Source organism: Ornithinimicrobium sufpigmenti (assembly GCF_004322775.1).
Lineage (GTDB): Bacteria > Actinomycetota > Actinomycetes > Actinomycetales > Dermatophilaceae > Ornithinicoccus > Ornithinicoccus sufpigmenti.
In genome coordinates, this window is record NZ_CP036403.1 from 3,804,125 (window position 1) to 3,823,280 (window position 19,156).

Sequence of the window (19,156 nt, forward strand, 5' to 3'; positions counted from 1 at the left end):
TTTGCCACATGGACGAGCCACAGCAGCCTGATGAGTCAGCTCCCGACGAGCCAGGCGCTGAGGAGAAGTCAGATTATCCGGGCCTCATCTACGGCCTGATCTTCGGCATGATGCTCGGGACGGTCCTGTTCGTCCTCACCGATGAGGTCCTCTGGCTGGCCATCGGCATGCCCCTCGGCATGGCCGTAGGGGTGGGCTTCGACAGCAGCCGCCGGTAAGGACTGACGGCGCGAGGCCGCCGAGGATCAGAAGGCTCCCAGTGCGGGGTTTTCGCGAGACTTCGGCTGAGACTCGCTCGGACATTGACAAGAGCGGGCCGAAGGTAAAGACTTCGCAAAGGCTCACCCGTGACTGAGCCCATCTCCCTGTCTCTTCATACCGAGGAGTTCCGTGACCCGACATACCTGGCTCATCCCGCTCGACCCTGCGCCAGCTGCCTTCAAGACCACCCTCGGCACCCTCGAGGACTGCGCCATCCCGTACATCATCATCGGGCCTGAGCTCGTTCGTGAGCGGCTGGACGAGACGGCGCCGCTCGCCTCCATCGTCCATGGCGGAGCCATCACCCCTGAGCTCATGGACGTGCAACGGTGGCTGGCGGAGTTCCACGTGCCCACCTTGGTCCTCGCCGAGCGACTGACCGATCACTACGAAGCGAGCCTTCTCGATCGGGGGGCCAGGGACGTGGTGGGGCTCCCGGCCTCGACCCGCAAGCTGCGCAGCCGACTGGATGCCCTCGTCCGCTCCGAGCGCCTCGCGCCGGTCGGGTCCAGCCTGCCCGACTCTGTCTCCGTCGCCGGCACCATGGACATCCACCTGCGTCAGCGCACCGTCGACGTGGGCAGTCGACGGGTGAACCTGACGAAGTCCGAGTTCGAGATCCTGCTGGCCCTCGCCCTGCATCAGGGGGACGTGATGCCCCGCGCCGAGCTCGCGGTGGCCGCCGGCAACGCCTACCTCAGCGACCGGGCCCTGGAGTCGCACATCAGCCGCATCCGGATGAAGCTTCGTGCCGCCGGCGCTCCGGATTGCATCGACTCGGTGCGCTCGGTCGGCTACCGGCTGCAGACCGCGCAGTGAGGTCGGGTGCAGATCCGCATCGAGCCGAGCAACACGTCATCCTCAGCCCTCCGACGACGGGTCCCCCACAAGATAGGTTTGGCCCATGCGTCGTCTTCTCGTGACCGGTGGTGCCGGTTTCATCGGATCCAACTTCGTCCATTACCTGCTCAAGCACACCGATGTGCACGTCACGGTGCTCGACAAGATGACGTATGCCGCCTCGCCGGAGGCGCTGCACGCCCTTCCGGAGGACCGTTTCGACCTGGTCGTCGGCGATATCACTGACGAGCGTCTCGTCGGCGAGCTCGTCGGAGGCCTCACGGGTCCCGACGACGCGCTGGTGCACTTCGCGGCCGAGTCGCACAACGACAACTCCTTGCACGACCCCAGCCCGTTCATCCAGACCAACATCGTCGGCACGTTCGCCCTCCTGGAGGCAGTCCGGCGTCACGACGTCCGCATGCACCACGTCTCCACCGACGAGGTGTATGGCGACCTGGAGCTGGACGACCCTGAGCGCTTCACCGAGCACACCCCCTACCGGCCGTCCTCGCCATACTCGGCCTCCAAGGCAGCGGCCGACCACCTGGTGCGGGCCTGGGTGCGCTCCTTCGGCGTGCGGGCGACGCTGTCGAACTGCTCCAACAACTACGGCCCGTGGCAGCACGTGGAGAAGTTCATCCCCCGCCAGATCACCAACCTGCTCTCCGGCGGCCGGGTCAAGCTCTACGGCAGCGGGGAGAACGTGCGCGACTGGATCCATGCCGATGACCACTCCAGCGCGGTCTGGACCATCCTCAACCGGGGCCGGATCGGGCAGACCTACCTGGTCGGTGCTGACGGGGAGCGGTCCAACCTGCAGGTCGTCCGGCTCATCCTCGAGGTGATGGGGCACGACCCGGACGACTTCGACCACGTCACCGACCGGGCCGGGCACGACCTGCGCTACGCCATCGACCCCACCCAGCTGCAGACGGAGCTGGGCTGGCAGCCCTCACACGACTCCTTCGAGGAGGGGCTGGCGCGCACGATCGACTGGTATGCCGCCCACCGCGACTGGTGGGAGCCCAAGAAGGCGGGCACCGAGGCTGCCTACGCCGCCAAGGGCCAGTGAGCGATGGCTGACCTGGGCCTGCGGCACACCGCGATCCCCGGCCTGCTCGTCCTGGACCTGCAGGTGCACGGTGATGCGCGCGGCTGGTTCAAGGAGAACTGGCAGCGGGCGAAGATGACCGCCCTCGGGCTGCCGGACTTCGGCCCGGTGCAGCACTCGGTCGCCTACAACGGCCCCGCCGGGGTGACCCGAGGCATCCACGCCGAGCCCTGGGACAAGCTGGTCTCGATCGCCCACGGCCGCGCCTTCGGCGCCTGGGTCGACCTGCGCGAAGGACCCACCTTCGGCACGCTGCACACGGAGGAGCTGGACGAGCACACCGCGGTCTTCGTGCCCCGCGGGGTCGGGAACTCTTACCAGACTCTCGTCGACGGGGTCGTGTACTCCTACCTCGTCAACGACCACTGGTCACCCGAAGCGGGCTACACGATGCTCAACCTGGCCGACGAGACCGTGTCCGTGCCCTGGCCGCTCCCGCTGGTGGACGCGGAGGTCTCGGACAAGGACCGGGCGCACCCACGGCTCGCCGAGGTGACGCCGGTCCGGGATCGGAAGACCGTCATCATCGGGCGCACAGGACAGCTGGCCCGCGCCCTCGCTGAGGCCCTGCCGCAGGCGCGCGCCGTCGGCCGGGATGAGCTCGACCTCGCCGACCCCGACTCCATCGCCCGCTTCGACTGGGCCGGCGTCACGACGGTGATCAACGCGGCTGCGCACACGGCGGTGGACGTGGCCGAGACTGCGGACGGCCGCCAGGAGGCCTGGGCCGTGAACGCGACCGGTGTGGCTGCGCTGGCACGGGCGGCGGTCGAGCACGGGTTCACCCTCGTGCACTACTCCAGCGATTACGTCTTCGACGGCACCGCCGACGTCTACCGCGAGACCGACCCGCTCTGCCCGTTGGGGGTCTACGGACAGTCCAAGGCGGCCGGTGACCTGGCCGTCTCCGTCGTGCCCCGCCACTACCTGATCCGGACGTCGTGGGTCGTGGGCGAAGGGAAGAACTTCGTCACCACCATGGCCGGACTGGCCGAGCGCGGCGTGACCCCGTCGGTCGTGGCCGACCAGGTGGGCCGGCTCACGTTCACCAGCGACCTGGCGCACGTCACCGCCCACCTGCTCAGCACGGGCGCCGCGTTCGGCACCTACAACGTCACCAGCACCGGTGAGCCCACCTCCTGGGCGGACGTCGCCCGGGAGGTCTTCACGCTCCGTGGCGTCGACCCGAGCGCCGTGAGCGACACCACCACGGCCGAGTACACCGCGGGGGCGACCCACCCGGTCGCACCCCGACCGGCCCGTTCGGTCCTGTCCCTGGACAAGATCACGGCCACCGGCTTCACCCCCACGGACCAGGCGGCCGGGCTGGCCGCATACCTGCACCGAGAGGACGAGCGGCGATGAAGGGCATCATCCTGGCGGGGGGCACCGGGTCCCGGCTGCACCCGATCACCCAGGGCATCAGCAAGCAGCTGGTCCCGGTGTACGACAAGCCGATGATCTACTACCCGCTCTCCACGCTGATGCTGGCCAACATCCGCGATGTGCTGGTCATCACCACCCCGCACGAGTCCGAGCAGTTCCAGCGCCTGCTGCAGGACGGGTCGCAGTTCGGGATCAACATCACCTACACCGTCCAGGCCTCGCCCGACGGCCTGGCGCAGGCCTTCCTCCTCGGCGCCGACCACATCGCCGGCGACCGGTCCTGCCTGGTCCTGGGCGACAACATCTTCTACGGACCCGGTCTGGGCACCCAGCTGGGCCGCTTCGACGACCTGGTGGGGGCCGCCGTCTTCGGGTACCGCGTCGCCGACCCCACGGCCTACGGCGTGGTGGAGTTCGACGAGCAGGGACGGGCCATCTCCCTGGAGGAGAAGCCCGCGGAGCCCAAGAGCTCCTACGCCGTGCCGGGCCTGTACTTCTACGACGAGCGAGTGGTCGACTACGCCCGCGAGCTGCGTCCCTCGGCCCGGGGCGAGCTGGAGATCACCGACCTCAACCGCCGGTATCTCGAGCAGGGCGAGCTGCAGGTCGAGATCCTGCCCCGCGGCACCGCCTGGCTCGACACCGGCACCTTCGACTCCCTCAACGACGCCTCCAACTTCGTCCGCACCCTCGAAGCCCGGCAGGGCTACAAGATCGGCGCACCCGAAGAGGTCGCCTGGCGTCAGGGCTTCCTCAGCGACGCCGACCTCGCCGCACGCGCGGAACCACTGCGCAAGTCCGGCTACGGCGACTACCTGCTCAGCCTCGTGAGCGAGCAGTAGCGCATCGTCGGTCAGCCGAGAGGTGGTGTCATGAGCTCCTTGTCGTCCCTGCCCCGTAGGGCGGCCAAGACGTTGACGCGCGTCGCGTCCTCAGGGGCGATTCGGGCGGTCGGTGTGGACATGACCGATGAGATCTCGGACAGGCCGACGCTCGTTGTCGCGCCTCACCCCGATGATGAGACCCTCGGGTGCGGGGCGACCATTGCCAGGATGCGGATGCGGGGCACCCCCGTGTACGTGGTGCTGGTGACAGGAGGTGGCCAGTCTCCTCGACCACCGGGTATGAGCGTTGCGGAACTCCTGGCCCTCCGTCAGCAGGAGGCGAGCGGAGCTCTCGCCCATCTCGGTGTCGACGAGGACCACACCACCATGCTGAACTTTCACGATGGTGCGCTGCCACCTGATCGATCGACTCTGACGCAGGCGTTGAGCTCGGTCATCGGTTCCACACATGTGGCACAGGTGATGGTGACCTCCTCTCGAGACAGACATCCGGATCACGCGACAGTCGCCCTCGCCACCATCGAGGCGGTCGCCCGCAACCCTGCGGACGTGCGGGTGTATGAGTACGCGGTCTGGCAGCGGGTCCCCGCGTTCGGCACCTGCCGGGATCTCGTCCGGCGCCTCATCCGTGACCGGTCAGAGGGAAACCTTCCCGAGCGCGCACGTCCCCACCTGGTGTCCACCCGGGGCTTCCTCGACCAGAAGCGGCAGGCGATGGCGGTCTACCAGAGCCAGCTGCCACATTTCCCGGTCGGCTTCCTGGAGGACTTCTTTCTTCCGTTCGAGGCGTTCGCTCAGGTTCGCCCGGCAGGACCTGCAGCGGTCGCGAGAACCCCGCGAGAAATCAGCCAGGAGGACCATTGACGTGACGGCACGGCACCCGTAGCGTGAGCCGGGTTCCGTGACAACACTGTAGTGGGAGAAGCCTGATGGCGCCGATGCCTGCTGCCCATATTTTGGGGACCCATGGGGTTCCCGCTGCGTATGGGGGATTCGAAACAGCTGCCGAGCACGTCGGCCTGCACCTAGCCCGACGGGGGTGGCAGGTCACTGTGCACTGCCAGGTGGAAGGACGTGGGCCAGTCCGCACCGACGAGTGGCGTGGCCTGCGGCGGGTCCTGATCCCTGAACACCGACCTGGATGGCTCGGCACCGCCAGCTTCGACAGGAAGTCGATTGCCTGGTTGATGCGTGAACGGCAGGATGTCGACGTCTGCCTCACCTTCGGCTACAACACCGGAGTGCTGAACATCGCGCACCGTCTCAAGCGCGTACCCAACGTCATCAACATGGACGGGATGGAGTGGACCCGCGCGAGGTGGGGGTTGACTCGCCAGGCGATACTGCTCGCCAACGAGCGGTGCGCCGGTCTCGTCGGCACCCTTCTCGTGGGTGATCACCCCGTCATCTCGGACTACCTGGGGCGACACTTCGGCCGTCGCCGTGTGCGGACCATCACGTATGGCGCGCACGAGGTGCAGACTGCGGCGACCTCCCCGGTGCTCGGACTCGGGTTGACGCCAGGGAACTACGCGACGCTCATCTGTCGGCCCATCCCCGAGAACTCCATCCTGGAGATCGTCACGGCCTGGTCCGCACGGCGCCGGGGTATACCCCTCGTCATTCTGGGCGACTACTCCACGGAAGACACATACCAACGGCAAGTTCTGGCCGCTGCCTCGGACGAGATCCGGTTCGTCGGGTCCATCTATGACCAGAGCATCGTGTCAGCGCTCCGGTTCCACAGCCGCGTGTATCTCCACGGCCACACCGTGGGAGGAACCAACCCCTCCTTGGTCGAGGCCATGGCTGCCGGCAACCCCGTCATCGCCCACCACAACCCGTACAACACCTGGGTCGCGGGCGCCGCCGGACGGTACTTCCACGACGCGACAGACCTGGCGGCGTTGCTGGACGAACTCCTGCACGACAAGGCCACGCTGACGGAGATGTCCGAGGCCGCGCGGGAGCGTCACGCCGAGGAGTTCACCTGGGAGCACATCGGGACGCAGTACGAACGCGTCCTTCTCGAGGCCTGCGGGCGCACTTCTCACCAACTACAAACAGCTGACCCCCGTGCCAGCGTCGACCGGAAGGGTCAACTGTGATCAGAGTCGGTGTAGTCGGACTAGGCAAGATGGGGTTGTCACACCTCTCCATGCTGAAGCCTCATCCAGACGTCGCGGTAGCCGGCATCTGCGACTCCACCAGGTACGTCCTGGACGTCCTGCATCGCTACTCGGGGGTGCCCACCTATACCGACTACGCGCGCATGCTGGACGAGGCAGGCCTTGACGCAGTGGTCATCGCTACCCCCTCGCACCTGCACGCGCCCATGGTCGAGGCAGCCCTGGAACGCAACGTGCACGTCTTCTGCGAGAAGCCCCTCTTTCTCGATACCCGTGACGGCACCCGCCTCACCGCACTGGCCCGAGAGCGTGACCTGGTGACCCAGGTCGGCTACCACAACCGGTTCGTGGCCTCCTTCGCCGAGGTCAAGCGCCTCCTCGAGGCCAACGCCATCGGCACCCCGGTGCACGCTCTGGCCGAGGCGTACGGCCCGGTGGTCCTCAAGCCGCAACGGCGGAGCTGGCGATCCCGCGCAGCAGAAGGCGGCGGCGCCCTCTACGACTACGCAGCGCATCCCCTGGACCTCCTGACGTGGTATCTGGGAGTTCCCTCCGCCGTGGACGGTCGGGTCGGGCACGCTTTCTCGCGGGACGCGGATGACACGGTGGCCGCGACGGTACGGTTCGGCCAGGCCAACGCCATGCTGTCCGTCAACTGGTCGGACGAGTCCCAGCGGAAGATGACGACCAAGATCACCATCTGGGGAACGCATGGTCGGATCTGCGCCGACCGCCAGGAGATTCAGGTCTATCGGCGAGTCGGTGCCTCGCCCGTGGATGGATACGACACCGGCTGGAACGTTCGCTACACCACCGACCTCACCGAGACGCCGTGGTTCTACGTCCGCGGTGAGGAGTACAGCGCTCAGATCGACAACTTCGTGCATCGGGTTCGCCACCATGAGGTCGACGGGGTGAACACCTTCACGAGCGCCGGTGTCACGGATCGCCTGATATCCATGATCGCTGACCGGGCGAAAGAGTCGGGACGGGATGCCGGCCGTCCGACACCTGATGTCGGGACGCTCAACGGGTCGATCGGCGACGCCATCAACGGAGCACAAGCACCTACGCGACCCACGGTGGGGAGCATCTTGGCCCGGGCATCGGTCGGTGTGGGGCGATCCAGCGTCGGCCGGGTGTTGAGACCGCGCTACGCCAGAACCGGAAAGGCCGACCAATGACCGCGCTCGTTCCTGACGCCCCCACACAGCCCTTGGACCGATTGCTGTTCGGGGACAACCAGTTCTTCGGCGTGAACCACATGTCCGAGGAGAAGGCCCGCGCGCAGCAGATGCGTTTCCAGCGTCTGGACTCGGTCATGAATGTCCTGGGCCATGCCGTCGAGGCGGGCGCACGTACCTTCATGTGCACGACCCACGACCGAGTCGCGGAGATCTGTCGCGAGGTGCGGCGTGACCCGGCTCGCTGGGCCGGTCTGCAGTTCATGCCGTGCATGCCCTACGCCCACAAGTATGCCAATGCGGTCACGGACGACGGCTTCCTCGGCGCCGTGCGTCGATTCACACCCCAGGAAGGCCTGCTCGACGCAGTGGCGAAGGGCACCAAGTCCCTTGCCACCAAGGACGTCGACGGGCTGGCGACTCTTCTCGTCGACGCCGAGATGCGGATGTTCGACGGTCTCCCGACACCGGTGATCTGGCTCCAGAACGTGGTCGTGGACCTGCTTCTGGGGTTGGGAGCCCATGAACCGCTACGCACCTTCGCGGACCACGTCCGTTCGCGGTATGGAGTCGAGCCCGGCTTCATCACCATGAACCTGCCGATGCTCCTGGACGCGCTGGATCGGGTCGGTGTCGAGAACCCCATGGTGTGCGCCAACATCAACAAGCTCGGGTTCCGCATGCCAGGCGGCGTGGACGCCTACCTCGACTCGCTCAGCAACCGTCAGTTCCGCGCCGTCGCGATGTCGGTGTTCGCCTCCGGGGCGATCCCCGCCGAAGAGGCGATCGAGTGGGTCTGCGGGCTCCCCAACCTGGAATCGATCGTCTTCGGGGCCTCAAGCCGCGCAAACATCGAGAGCACCGCCCGGCTCGTCGGGAAGTACTGGGCTCAATGAGCACCCTCATCGACCGATCCGTCCCCCTCGCTCAGACCTACGCTCAGCTGGCGTCCGCTCAGAAGAGCTCCGTCGGGGTGTCTCTCTACTCGCGCTGGGTGAACCGGCCTCTGGGACGGGTCTTTGCGGTGGTTGCCTTCCGCTACGGACTGACACCGAACCAGGTCACGGTCGTCAGCGCCCTGATGACCTTCGGCGGGCTGACGCTGCTCACCCTGGCCGCTCCGTCCTGGCCCGCGGCGATCGCCGTCGCGCTCCTGCTGGTGCTCGGATATGCCCTCGACTCCGCCGATGGGCAGGTCGCCCGGCTCGGTGGTGGTGGCAGCCCCGCCGGGGAATGGCTGGACCACGTGATCGACGCCGCCAAGGCGATCGCTCTCCACGCGGCGGTCCTGATCCACTGGTATCGGTTCGTCGACCTTCCCCCAGAGATCCTGCTGATCCCCGTGCTCACCATGGTGGTCAGCGGAACGTGGTTCTTTGCCGAGATCCTCACGCAGATGCTGGAGCGGCTGCATCCCCGGGACAGTGCTGCAGAGCGCCGACGCCCGGCGTGGCAGCCGGTGCTGGCGCTGCCCGCGGACTACGGGGTGCAGGCCTGGACCTTCGTGCTCCTGGCTCTGCCAGCTGTCTTCGTCGGCGTCTACATCGCCCTCGCAGCACTGACAGCCGTGATGATGGTCCGCCAGCTCCGGTCGTGGTTCCGACGGGTGGCCGCTCTCAGGCCCGCTGCAGCGCGTCCGTCGTCCGTCTCTGCCTGAGCTCACCGTGCTCACACCTTCAGGCCGCTCGCCGAGCCGTCCCGGGGACAGGTCACGCAGTCCCCGGACGAGCCTCTTCATCATGCTGCTGCTGGTCGTGGCGACCACCAGCTGGAGGAGGGGTGTCTACTTCGAGGGCGGTGTGGATCCGGTCGTCGCGGGCAAGGCGGCCCTCAGCATCCTGGCCCTGTCCATGGCCTGGTTGGCTCGACAGGCACAGCGCGATCCGCAGCCTGTCGGCGGCCGGACGTTCTGGATGTTGACGGCCTACTTGACAGTAGCGACGTTCGGCGGACTGGCGGCAGGCCACGTCGTGCCAGCGGCGGTGCTGTCGATTCGCATGTTCATCCTGGGCCTGACGCTGATCCTGCTGGTGCGTACCTTCCCGGTCGAACGTCTCTTCCGTGATCTTCTGACCGCGATGCTCGTCGTCGGCGGCGTGGCCGCGACGACCGGGCTCGGCTCGATCCTGGAGCAGGGACGGCTTTTCGGCGGCATACCACCCTCCCACCCCAATGAGATCGCCATGCTTCTGGGGATCCCGCTGATCGGTCTTGTCTGGCTCGCCGTTCAAGGGAGAGCGTCCACACCGCAGCTGGTCATCGCCCTCACCTGCTTCGCCCTGATCTGGGCCACGGGCTCGCGAACCGGCTTGTTGGCTGTTGTCGTGGCCTTGGCGGTCATGCTCCTGCAGGCACGTCGGCTGGGTCCGGCGGCTGCCAGCGTGGTGGCCGCCATCATCCCGTTGGCCGTCTACGGCATCTTCGCGAGCGAAGCGGTCGCGCAGTACCTCGGTCGAGGAGGAGCTGCGAACTTGACCACCCTGAGCTCCCGGACGATCGCCTGGCAGGCAGCATGGTCCTACCCCGAGACGCAGTGGGCGCGCTGGATGGGCAGCGGTCTGAACCAGAAACTGATCCCGGTGAAGGGTCAGTGGTGGGACACCCAGCTGCTGGACAGCACGTGGGTCTCCGCCCTTGTGCAGGCAGGTTTCCTGGGAGTCATCATCCTGATGTTGTGGCTCGTCGGTACGATCGTCGCCAGCCTGCACTGCGCGTGGCGGGCCAGGATGTTCTTCGTGGCAGTGCTGTCCTACCTGGTGATCCGCAGCATCGTCGAGAGCGGCCTCCTGGACAGCACCGCACCCTTCCTCGTCCTGATGCTGGTCTCCCTGACCAGCGATCGAGTGACCCGACGCGGTTGGCGACCAGCAAGCAACGTAGAACCGCCGGAGATCCGCCCGGTGATTCCTCTTAGCGCACCGCCGCGCTGACCCCGCGGCGAGACGCGTCTTTTCTGACGAGCACCCACCGCATCATCATCCCAGCGGCCACGCTCCCGACGGCGAGGACAAGGGGGGCGAAGCTGACCGACATACCCAGGTGCAGCAGCACCAGGAGCGCGGTCAGTGACGTCAGGGCGTCCACGCACCGGATGGCGAACACGCTGACGTGGTGCCCCCTGACCGCTGCCATCTGTCCGTAAGGAGTGCTCATCGCGACAGCCGCGGCGAACACCGCCCACCCCACCACGGCGACCGCCGACAACTCATACTCACCGTCGGTGAGAAGGGGGGCCAACCACGGCATACCCAGGATCGCCAGGAGACACAGGATGACCACGAAGGCCACCAGCAGACCTACATTGCGGTCGACGCGGCGCAACTGTGCACGGTGAGACGTCTCCCTGGGCTCGGCGGCGTAACTGGCGAACAGGAAGCTGCTGACCCCACCGACCACGACCATGGCCGGGGCCATGTAGATCCGTGCGGCCTCCAGCTCACCCGCTGCCGCCAAGGACACGATGGCGATGACCCCCACGCGGACGCCGGCCAGCATGGTGGGCCGCACCAATTGCTGCAGCGCCCGCCATGCCCCGTACCGCGCAACGACCCCCCAGTCGGCCCCGGACCAGGACACGAGGTGCCGCTCGCTCCGAGGCAGGACCGCGACTCCCACCACGATGCCGGCCGCCTGGCCGCAGGCCATGGCGAGAAAGAGCTGCGCCAGGTCGACGGCGTTTCCGGTGGCGTGCACGCCGACGATCCAGGAGATCGAGACGGAGAAGACGGCGAGGTCGACGATGACGATGTGCCAGAAGCGCATCGTCGCCATCAGGGTGCGGCGCACCACGTCGTTGCAGAGGAAGAACGCGGTAGCGAAGGCGCAGGCCACTGCGGTGCGGCCATCCACCAGGCCGACTGTCCAGACGCCGAGGCCGAGCACCAGACCAAGTCCGCCGGACAGCCCCACCCAGTAGCCCTGTAACGCTGCGCGAACCCTCCGGTCGGCGCGGTCCAGGACAGTCAGGGAGTCCCCGACGAAGCCGCTGGAGACCGCTGTTGCCATGACGATCAGGGCGTACACGGCCGCGAACAAGCCCAGGCCTTCGGCCCCCAGCACACGGGCAGCGATCACCTGCAGAGCCAGGCTGACGATGGCCTGCGTCCCCTGGGCACCTACACCCCCCAGCGCGTTGAGTCGGCCCCGCCGGGGCTTCTCGGCCTCGGCGCGGACCGAGGTAGTGGAAGGTGACCGGGTCACTGCGCCTCGTTCTCCTGACCGTGTTCCTGGGTGCTGCCGACGTGGAGGTTGTCCCAGGAGGAGGTGACGGGGGCGTTGGTGGACGAGCCGGACAGGTAGGAGATCAGGCCTACGCCGCCGGCGCCCTGCAGAGCGGCGGTGGTGTCGGTGGCCTGCACCTGCCATGCCGCCGGCTCGGGGGTGCCCAGGACCCATGCCTTACCAGTCAGGCTGGTGGTGCCGCTGCCGTCGGCCACCACGCGCAGGCGCAGGGTGTCCCCTGCTCGGTAGACGATGGGCACGGTCGTGCTGGACAGCGTGCTCTCCGCCCCGTTCACGGTGCGGGTCAGGAGGATCTGCACGTGGTCCGGCAGGGCTCTGACCTTGAGCTGGTAGTCGTTGTTGGCGATCCGCCGCACGACCAGGCTGTTGTAGGTCCCTCCACCCGTGGGGTCCTTGTCCATTGTCACGTCGACCGTGGCATCCAGATCCACCGCCAACGGTCCCTGCAGGAAGATGTTCGGACCTGATCCAGGCGCGCTCATCCGGATGTGTCCCTTGCCGTCGCTCACCGAGAAGAGACTCGAGCTGCGCGTGGTCGTCCAGGAACCACCGAGATCGGCCGTGCCGAACCCGTTGGCCAGGGTGCGGCTGAAGGTGTCGGTGACGAAGGTCTGAGCACCAGACGTGACCACCACCTGCGCCGTGACCTCAGCACTGGCACCGTCGTCGTCGACCACAGTCAGGGTGATGGTGTAGTTGCCGCCAGCGGCATACGTGTGCGAAGCAGCAACACCAGACGCCGTGCTGCCATCACCGAACTCCCACACGTAGCTGCCGATGGTCCCATCAGGATCCGCAGACCCCGCGGCGTCCACCGCGACCGTGAGATCGGCTGTCTGGTGGGTGAACTGCGCCGTGGGCGGTTGGTTCACCGGTGGCGGAGCCTGCACCACGACCTGGTGCGTCACCGAACCCGTGGCACCCGCGTCGTCGGTCACCGTCAACGTCACCGCATAGCTACCCGCCGAGCCGTAGCTGTGCATGGCCACCTCTCCCTCACCCTCGGCGTCGTCCCCGAAGTCCCATTCGTAGGCCGTGATGACCCCATCAGAGTCCGTCGATCCCGACGCATCCACGGTGGCTGTCAACCCGGTGGCGGACCAGGAGAACGCCGCCTGCGGAGCCTGGTTGACCGGTGGGGCACTCACCTCGACCTGCTCCTGAGCCGTGCCCGTGGCGCCGTCGTCATCGGTCACGCTCAACGTGACCGTGTACGTGCCGGCCGCGGCATAGGTGTGCGACGCCGTCTGCCCGGAGGCCTGCTCACCATCACCGAAGTCCCAGTCGTAGGCCACGACCTGGCCATCGGTGTCGAGGGACTCGCTGCCGTCCACCGACACGGTCAGATCCGAGACCGAGACGGTCAGCTGAGCCGTCGGCGCCTGGTTCTGCGGAGGCTCCTGCACCGTGACCGAGACCGAGCTCAGGGCACTGGCCCCCTCGTCATCGGTCACCACCAGGCTCACCTCATAGGTGCCGGCCGCAGCATATGTGTGCGTAGCCATCAGGCCCGTGCCCGTCGCACCGTCACCGAAGCCCCACTCATAGGACACGATGTCACCGTCAGGATCCTCGGAGGCCGAGGCATCCACCGACACCAGCAACGCGGTCACCTCGTGGGAGAACTCAGCCGCAGGTGCCTGGTTCGGCGGCTTCGCCGCCACCGTCACCTCAGCGGAAGTGCTGTGCACCGCCCCATCGTCATCCCGCACCTGCAGAGTCACCAGGTAGGTCCCCGGCTCGTCGTAGGTGTGACCGGTCACCACACCTGAACCAGCCGAACCGTCCCCGAAGTCCCACAGGTACTCCACGATCGACCCATCCTCGTCCGAGGACGCCGAGGCATCGAAACCGGCCTGCAGGAACGACGACTCCACCCCGAACCGAGCCATCGGCGGCACGTTGGCGACCACCGTCACCTCACGGACCGACGTGTGCGTCGCGCCGTCGTCATCGGTCACCACCAACGTCACCGGGTAGGTCCCTGACTCGGCATAGGTGTGGGTGGGCGTGACACCACTCGCCGTCGCGCCGTCACCGAAGCTCCAGTCGTAGGACGCGACCTGCCCATCCGGGTCCTGGGAGGCCGAAGCATCGAAGGCCACCGCCAGATGGCTCGCCACGGACTCGAACGACGCCACGGGCGGGACATTGGGCACCTGACCGCTGCCGGTCGTGTAGTTGTGCTGCACCTGCTCGAGGGTGAGGGGTTGCGAGTACACAGCGACCTCGTCGATGGTGCCGTCGAAGAAGGCGCTCGTGGCGCCACTCCAGACGCGGTCGCCCCCCACTCGCCAATAGCCGTTGAACGACTCAGCGCGGGAGGTCGGGTTGGTGCCGACGAGCGCGCCGTCGACGTAGAGCCGCATGCCCTCTTCCGACAGCGTGGCCACCATGTGGTGCCAGGAGCCGTCGTTGTAGGTCCCGGCCGTGGTGATGCGTTCCTCGACGCCCGTGTAGACCCCGAAGATCAACCTGCCGTCGTCGGCCATGTAGACGTGCCGGTCGTAAGTGCTCGAGAGCGAAGCCTGCTGGTTGCCGAACCCGATGATCTTGCCACCGCGGGTCGTCGACGTCTTGAACCAGGCCTCGGTGGAGAAGACCTGCGGGTTGAGGAACTGGGTGTTCGAGGAGACGTAGCCGGAACTACCGTTGAAGGTGACCGCCGGGTTGTCCACCCCGGCGAGGGCGCCAGGCTGGTTGAGGGTGTGACCGCCGCGGTAGGTCCCGTTGTTCAGCATGGACCCCGCGTCCCCCGCTGTGGTGCCGCTGGTCTCGGCCAGGCGCCAGTACAGGTTCGGTTCATGGTCGAAGACCGCTTGACCGTAGGTATCCGCGGGCCGCTCAGGGATCAGTGACGCGCGGCCGGACGCGACATAGTGGGCGTTGACCTGCTGCGGTGTAAGGGCATGCGGGTAGATCGCGATCTCGTCCATGGCCCCGGTGAAGTTGGCGTTGCCGCCGTTCGGCCAGCCGCTCTGGCTGTCGCCGCCGGCCCGCCAGTGTCCGACGTACTCCTCAGGATTGGTGATGTCGTGTCGCGCACCCACGAGCACGCCGTCCACATACAGCCGGGCAGTCTGACCCGAGAGGGTCGCGACCACGTGGTGCCACTGGTTGTTGTTGTACGACGAGGGACTGGCCACGACCTTCGCCCCGTCCGACTGCAGGCCGAAGTGCACCCGCCCGCTGTTGCCCAGGTAGATGCTGCGGTCGCGGTGACCGGAGTTGCCGGTCTGCAGGTCGCCGAAGCCGAGCAGGCGTCCGCTGGTGGCGCTGCTGCGGAACCATGCTTCTGCGCTGAACTCCACCGGAGCGATGTGGCTGCCTCGAGCGTAGATCCGGCCGTTGTTGTTGTTGGCCACGCTGACAGCCGTGCTGTCAGGGATGGCTCCCGCGACGGTGTAGGTCACCCCGCTGCCTGGGACACCGTAGAACCCACCGGCGTGGTCGGTGATGGTGCTGGTTCCTGAGGTGTCGTCCAGCGGCCAGTACAGCTCGGGACCGTCGTCGAGCACCGCGGCCCCGTACGGAGTACGGGGAACCGTGGTGGGCACGGTGACCTGTCGGTTGGCGCCGAACACCCGGTTGCCCGAGCTGTCGATGACCCTCACCTGGTAGCTATAGGTCTGTCCCGGTGTCAGATCGGTGTCGACGTGGCTGAGACCGGGCACGCGCCACCAGGCGGAGGAGGCGCTGAACTCACGGACCATGCCCCCGGGGGTGCGCACGACCTGGTAGGTGAGCGACTCGTCATCCATGTCATACCCGGCCATCCAGCTCACCTTCACGGCGCCGTCAGCGACCGGTTGCAGGTCGGGGATGAGGGAGTTGTCGAGGAACTGCGGCCCTCGGTTCTGCGGCGCGATGGGCGCGACGGCGAACCGGACGAGCCCTTCCTGCACCGCCCCGTTCACCCTCGGGAACTCTCCCGCCACGGTGACGTACTCGCTGTTGCCCGTGATGTGCCAACCAGCCTGGTAGGCGCCGCTCACGCTGCCCATCGACATGGTGGGGAACCAGTGCACGGTCGAGGGGCTGGGGGTGCCAGCCCAGTTGGCGTAGCCGTGCACCTCACGGATGTTCTCGCCGGTAGCCTCTTTCGTCACTGCCCCGGTGTGCTGGTACTTCCAGCTGGAGTACTGGGGGAAGCCGAGACTGACGTTGCCGCAGTAGTGCGGGTGGCCGACGAAGTAGACGGCGTCCTGCGCGACCCACTGGCTGTAGGTGTCCCCATGACAGTCGTTGACCCACCCCGTCTCGCCCGTGTGGACGTTGACCTTGAACGGGCCCTCCAGGTTGCCCCCGGGACCGAAATGGTAGGTCGTGCCGTAGATCCAGTCCCCATCGACGGAGACACTGGTCACCGCCGCGTCGGGTCCCCCGTTCGAGACCTGATAGGGCAGCTGCTGCAGCTCTCCGGTCACCGCGTCGAGCTTTGCCAGCCCGCGCTGCCGAACACCGTTCACCGTCTCGAACTCACCGCCGGCGATGACGTGCTGACCGTCCTCGCTGAGAGCCAGGCCCCAGACCGGTCGGTCGAGCACCGGGTTCCAGTTGAGCAGGTTGCCCTCGGTGTCGAAGGCGGCCAGATGCGTCCGGCTGACCCCTCCGACGCTCTGGAAGGACCCCCCGACGTAGATCACGTCGTCGGTAGCCACGATCGTCTTGACCTGGCCTGTCATCGCTGGCCTGAAGTCGGTCAGCTGGCCGCTGGCCGTGTCGTAGGCAGCGATCCGTCCTCTGTTCTGTCCCTGCGCCGCGCTGAAATCCCCTCCCACATAGACTCGCGAGCCGTCAGGGGCCGCCGAGACGGCCAACACCTGAGCGTTGAGGTCGGGGCTGAAACCGGTGAGCTGGCCAGTCGTGAGGTTGTAGCTCAGCAGGTTGCCCCGGGGCGTCTGGTTGGTGCCCGGAGCGGCTCCAGGCGGGCGGGCGTGGGTGAACCGGCCGCCGGCATACACGGTGTTCCCGACGATCGCCTGGGACCAGGCGATGCCGTTGATCTGAGCCGTCGGTAACGCATCTGCTGTGACCTGCTGCGGTCCTCGAGGTGCGATCGGGCTGATCGCGGCCTGCGCCGCGGACGCGCCGGCAACCGTCACAAGGATCGTGGCTAGCACCGTGGCTACCACTGCCATCATGGCGGTGACCCGCTGGGAAAAACTGCGAAGACCGGTCATGTCCGTGTCCTTACTCCTACAGGCTGCCTACGAAGACAGCAGCGGGGTCCTCAGCGGCAGCGCTGACGCGCACCGTGTACGGCGGGGTGACATCAGCGAGAGTGAAGACGTACGTGCCTTCGGTGGAGCCTCCGGGTTCGAGATCGCCATCGAGGGGTGAGTACGGTTCGCCATAGAGCGGGGACAGAGGTATGCCGTCGGCATCGTCCACGGTGACCGACACGGTCGACACGTCGCGCGAGGTCGCGCCCTCGTGACGGATCTGCACGGTGACCGCCAGCGCCTCCCCGCCGATCTCGCCCGGCCTTCCGGACGCGACCTCCGTCCTTGCCAGTTCCACCTGCAGACTGAACTGGTCCGGGACCAGGGCCGCGTCGCCGACCGGCACCGGATCCAGCACGACCTGCGGGGGAACATGCACCGTGGAAAGGTCGCCGGGACCTCCGGGCGGGGTAGCTGTCAGGTGCTCCGTCACCGCAGCACCAGCCTCCTGAGTCTGCCCTGGAGACTCAGTGTCGAGGGTGCAGCCACCCACCGCAGTGCTGAGGCAGAAGATCACGGCTGCGCATGCCGGCCATGGGCGACTGCGCCGGGAAACGGCGGCTTCGGACACACCCGTGGTAGGCATGCGACTCCAATGGCTGATGCTCCGCGCGCGCCGCACGCGAAGACCTACGGGGCTTGCCAGTCACGGTGACAAGTGGTGGTTGAAGCGTATGGACAGAGTCATGAAAGCGCAAGGAATCTGCGAGACTTTTCCGCGGTCTGGCCCTCGGTCGCGAACAAAGTGCGAATCTCTTGGTGGTAACGAGCCACAGAGAACCGTTCCTGTGCTGCCCGACGCCCTCCCTGGGCCAGGTGGTCCGCCAGCTCGGGACCATCCATCAGCCGCACGATGCCCGCGGCCAGTGCTGACGGATCCGAAGCCGGGACCAAGAGCCCGGTCACCCCGTCCTGGACCGTCTCGTCGTGCCCGCAGACGTCGCTGGCGATCACGGGTCGCCCGGACAGCTGGGCCTCGATGACCGCGTTACCCAGAGATTCGCCCAGGGAAGTCGCCAGGACGGCGTGCGCGTCCCGCAGTACGGGCCATACCGGGCTCACGTAACCCGCGAAGGTGACCGCCCCGCGGAGATCCTCAGCCTCGGCACGGCGGCGAAGCTGCTCCTCGAACCACTCATACCCGGCGAACGGCGTTCCACAGACGATGAGACGGACGTCATGTCCGGCCTGCCGGACCAGACCGACCGCCTCGAGCGCGATGTCGACGCCTTTCCGAGGCGACAGCCGCGCTACCAGTGCGACCCGGAAAGAGCGGGACGGTACTGGAGCGCCTCCGGGGTCGCCCGTCGGGCCGGGGACCCCGTTGTAGATCAGATGCGCGCGTCGACCCAACGGCGGCACGGTCTCGACCAACGTCTGCAGGGTCGCCCTGCTGTTGGCGAGGCACCGGTGCGCCGCCAGGAGAGGGGCATAGAGGGCCAGGCGCATCGGCAGCGGTTCCCGACGTTCGGCCTCATGGACGTGGCAGGCCACCGGCACGCGTGCCAGGCGTGCCCCCAAGATCCACCACGGGAGCGTCACGGTGTTGACATAGACCCAGGCCGGTCTGCGACGACGGAGGTGTCGCGCGAGATGAACCGAGCTCCGCGCTCCCTCCCACCCCAGCCGCAGAATACCGCCGACGCTGGCCTGTGCCTTTCTCAGCACCGGGTAGTGCAGGTGCTCCACCGTGGCGCCACGAGCCACGAGCTGGTCGACGAGCGGGCCCGCCGTCGGAGTCGTCACGACGACCTCATAACCGGCCTGGATGAGAGCCGTGACACTTTCCAGCATCTGCAGGTCGGAGCCGTAGACGTCTGCCGAAGGGTTCGCGATCAGGATGAGCGGCTGCGGGCGTGGATGCCGCTCGCCTCGGCCGACCGGGGCCCGCAGTCGAGCCGTGCGTCTCCTCACCTTGGCCCCCATCGCC

Annotated in this window: 15 protein-coding genes; 11 read left to right on the forward strand and 4 right to left on the reverse strand. The window is 67.3% G+C overall.

The annotated features are described in order from the left end of the window. Positions 1–8 precede the first annotated feature (8 nt). The 11 genes from ESZ52_RS17485 (at position 9) to ESZ52_RS17535 (ending at position 10,689) form a co-directional block, all read left to right on the forward strand. The gene (locus ESZ52_RS17485) at positions 9–218 is read left to right on the forward strand and encodes a hypothetical protein (protein ID WP_131106051.1); all 210 of its coding nucleotides are present in this window, start codon (positions 9–11) and stop codon (positions 216–218) included. 172 nt (positions 219–390) lie between these two features. Further along, positions 391–1,080 (forward strand): response regulator transcription factor, encoded by a 690-nt coding sequence (locus tag ESZ52_RS17490; RefSeq protein ID WP_131106052.1) that lies wholly within the window; start codon positions 391–393, stop codon positions 1,078–1,080. A gap of 85 nt (positions 1,081–1,165) precedes the next feature. After that, a complete protein-coding gene (gene rfbB / locus ESZ52_RS17495) occupies positions 1,166–2,176 on the forward strand; it encodes a dTDP-glucose 4,6-dehydratase (RefSeq protein ID WP_131106053.1) in 1,011 nt (336 codons plus the stop codon). A gap of 3 nt (positions 2,177–2,179) precedes the next feature. Continuing rightward, positions 2,180–3,580, forward strand: a complete 1,401-nt coding sequence (locus tag ESZ52_RS17500) for a sugar nucleotide-binding protein (RefSeq protein ID WP_131106054.1) — start codon at positions 2,180–2,182, stop codon at positions 3,578–3,580. Continuing rightward, positions 3,577–4,443 (forward strand): glucose-1-phosphate thymidylyltransferase RfbA, encoded by an 867-nt coding sequence (gene rfbA / locus ESZ52_RS17505; protein WP_131106055.1) that lies wholly within the window; start codon positions 3,577–3,579, stop codon positions 4,441–4,443. The genes ESZ52_RS17500 and rfbA overlap by 4 nt, the downstream gene beginning before the upstream one ends. A 120-nt stretch (positions 4,444–4,563) precedes the next feature. Next, positions 4,564–5,310: a PIG-L deacetylase family protein gene (locus tag ESZ52_RS17510; protein WP_181009840.1), complete on the forward strand. Its 747-nt coding sequence runs from the start codon at positions 4,564–4,566 to the stop codon at positions 5,308–5,310. Positions 5,311–5,384: 74 nt separating this feature from the next. Continuing rightward, entirely contained in the window at positions 5,385–6,554 is a 1,170-nt protein-coding gene (locus tag ESZ52_RS17515; protein ID WP_238154390.1) for a DUF1972 domain-containing protein, read from the forward strand. Continuing rightward, on the forward strand, positions 6,551–7,759 hold the full coding sequence (locus ESZ52_RS17520) for a Gfo/Idh/MocA family protein (RefSeq protein WP_131106058.1): 1,209 nt from the start codon (positions 6,551–6,553) through the stop codon (positions 7,757–7,759). Before ESZ52_RS17515 ends, ESZ52_RS17520 begins: the two co-directional genes overlap by 4 nt. A gap of 32 nt (positions 7,760–7,791) precedes the next feature. Further along, positions 7,792–8,655: a hypothetical protein gene (locus tag ESZ52_RS17525; RefSeq protein WP_238154364.1), complete on the forward strand. Its 864-nt coding sequence runs from the start codon at positions 7,792–7,794 to the stop codon at positions 8,653–8,655. A gap of 98 nt (positions 8,656–8,753) precedes the next feature. Then, positions 8,754–9,416, forward strand: a complete 663-nt coding sequence (locus ESZ52_RS17530) for a CDP-alcohol phosphatidyltransferase family protein (protein ID WP_238154365.1) — start codon at positions 8,754–8,756, stop codon at positions 9,414–9,416. Positions 9,417–9,498: 82 nt separating this feature from the next. Further along, on the forward strand, positions 9,499–10,689 hold the full coding sequence (locus ESZ52_RS17535) for an O-antigen ligase family protein (RefSeq protein WP_131106061.1): 1,191 nt from the start codon (positions 9,499–9,501) through the stop codon (positions 10,687–10,689). On the opposite strand, the gene ESZ52_RS17540 is transcribed toward ESZ52_RS17535, so the two are convergent. From ESZ52_RS17540 to ESZ52_RS17555, 4 genes are all read right to left on the reverse strand, one after another. Further along, complete coding sequence (locus ESZ52_RS17540; protein ID WP_131106062.1) at positions 10,670–11,959, reverse strand: lipopolysaccharide biosynthesis protein; 1,290 nt, start codon at positions 11,957–11,959, stop codon at positions 10,670–10,672. The two genes, ESZ52_RS17535 and ESZ52_RS17540, sit on opposite strands and share 20 nt — an antisense overlap. Beyond that, a complete protein-coding gene (locus ESZ52_RS17545; RefSeq protein ID WP_131106063.1) occupies positions 11,956–17,184 on the reverse strand; it encodes a LamG domain-containing protein in 5,229 nt (1,742 codons plus the stop codon). The genes ESZ52_RS17540 and ESZ52_RS17545 overlap by 4 nt, the downstream gene beginning before the upstream one ends. A gap of 16 nt (positions 17,185–17,200) precedes the next feature. Continuing rightward, a complete protein-coding gene (locus ESZ52_RS17550) occupies positions 17,201–17,584 on the reverse strand; it encodes a hypothetical protein (protein ID WP_131106064.1) in 384 nt (127 codons plus the stop codon). 326 nt (positions 17,585–17,910) lie between these two features. Then, positions 17,911–19,152: a glycosyltransferase family 4 protein gene (locus ESZ52_RS17555; RefSeq protein WP_131106065.1), complete on the reverse strand. Its 1,242-nt coding sequence runs from the start codon at positions 19,150–19,152 to the stop codon at positions 17,911–17,913. Positions 19,153–19,156: the final 4 nt, after the last annotated feature.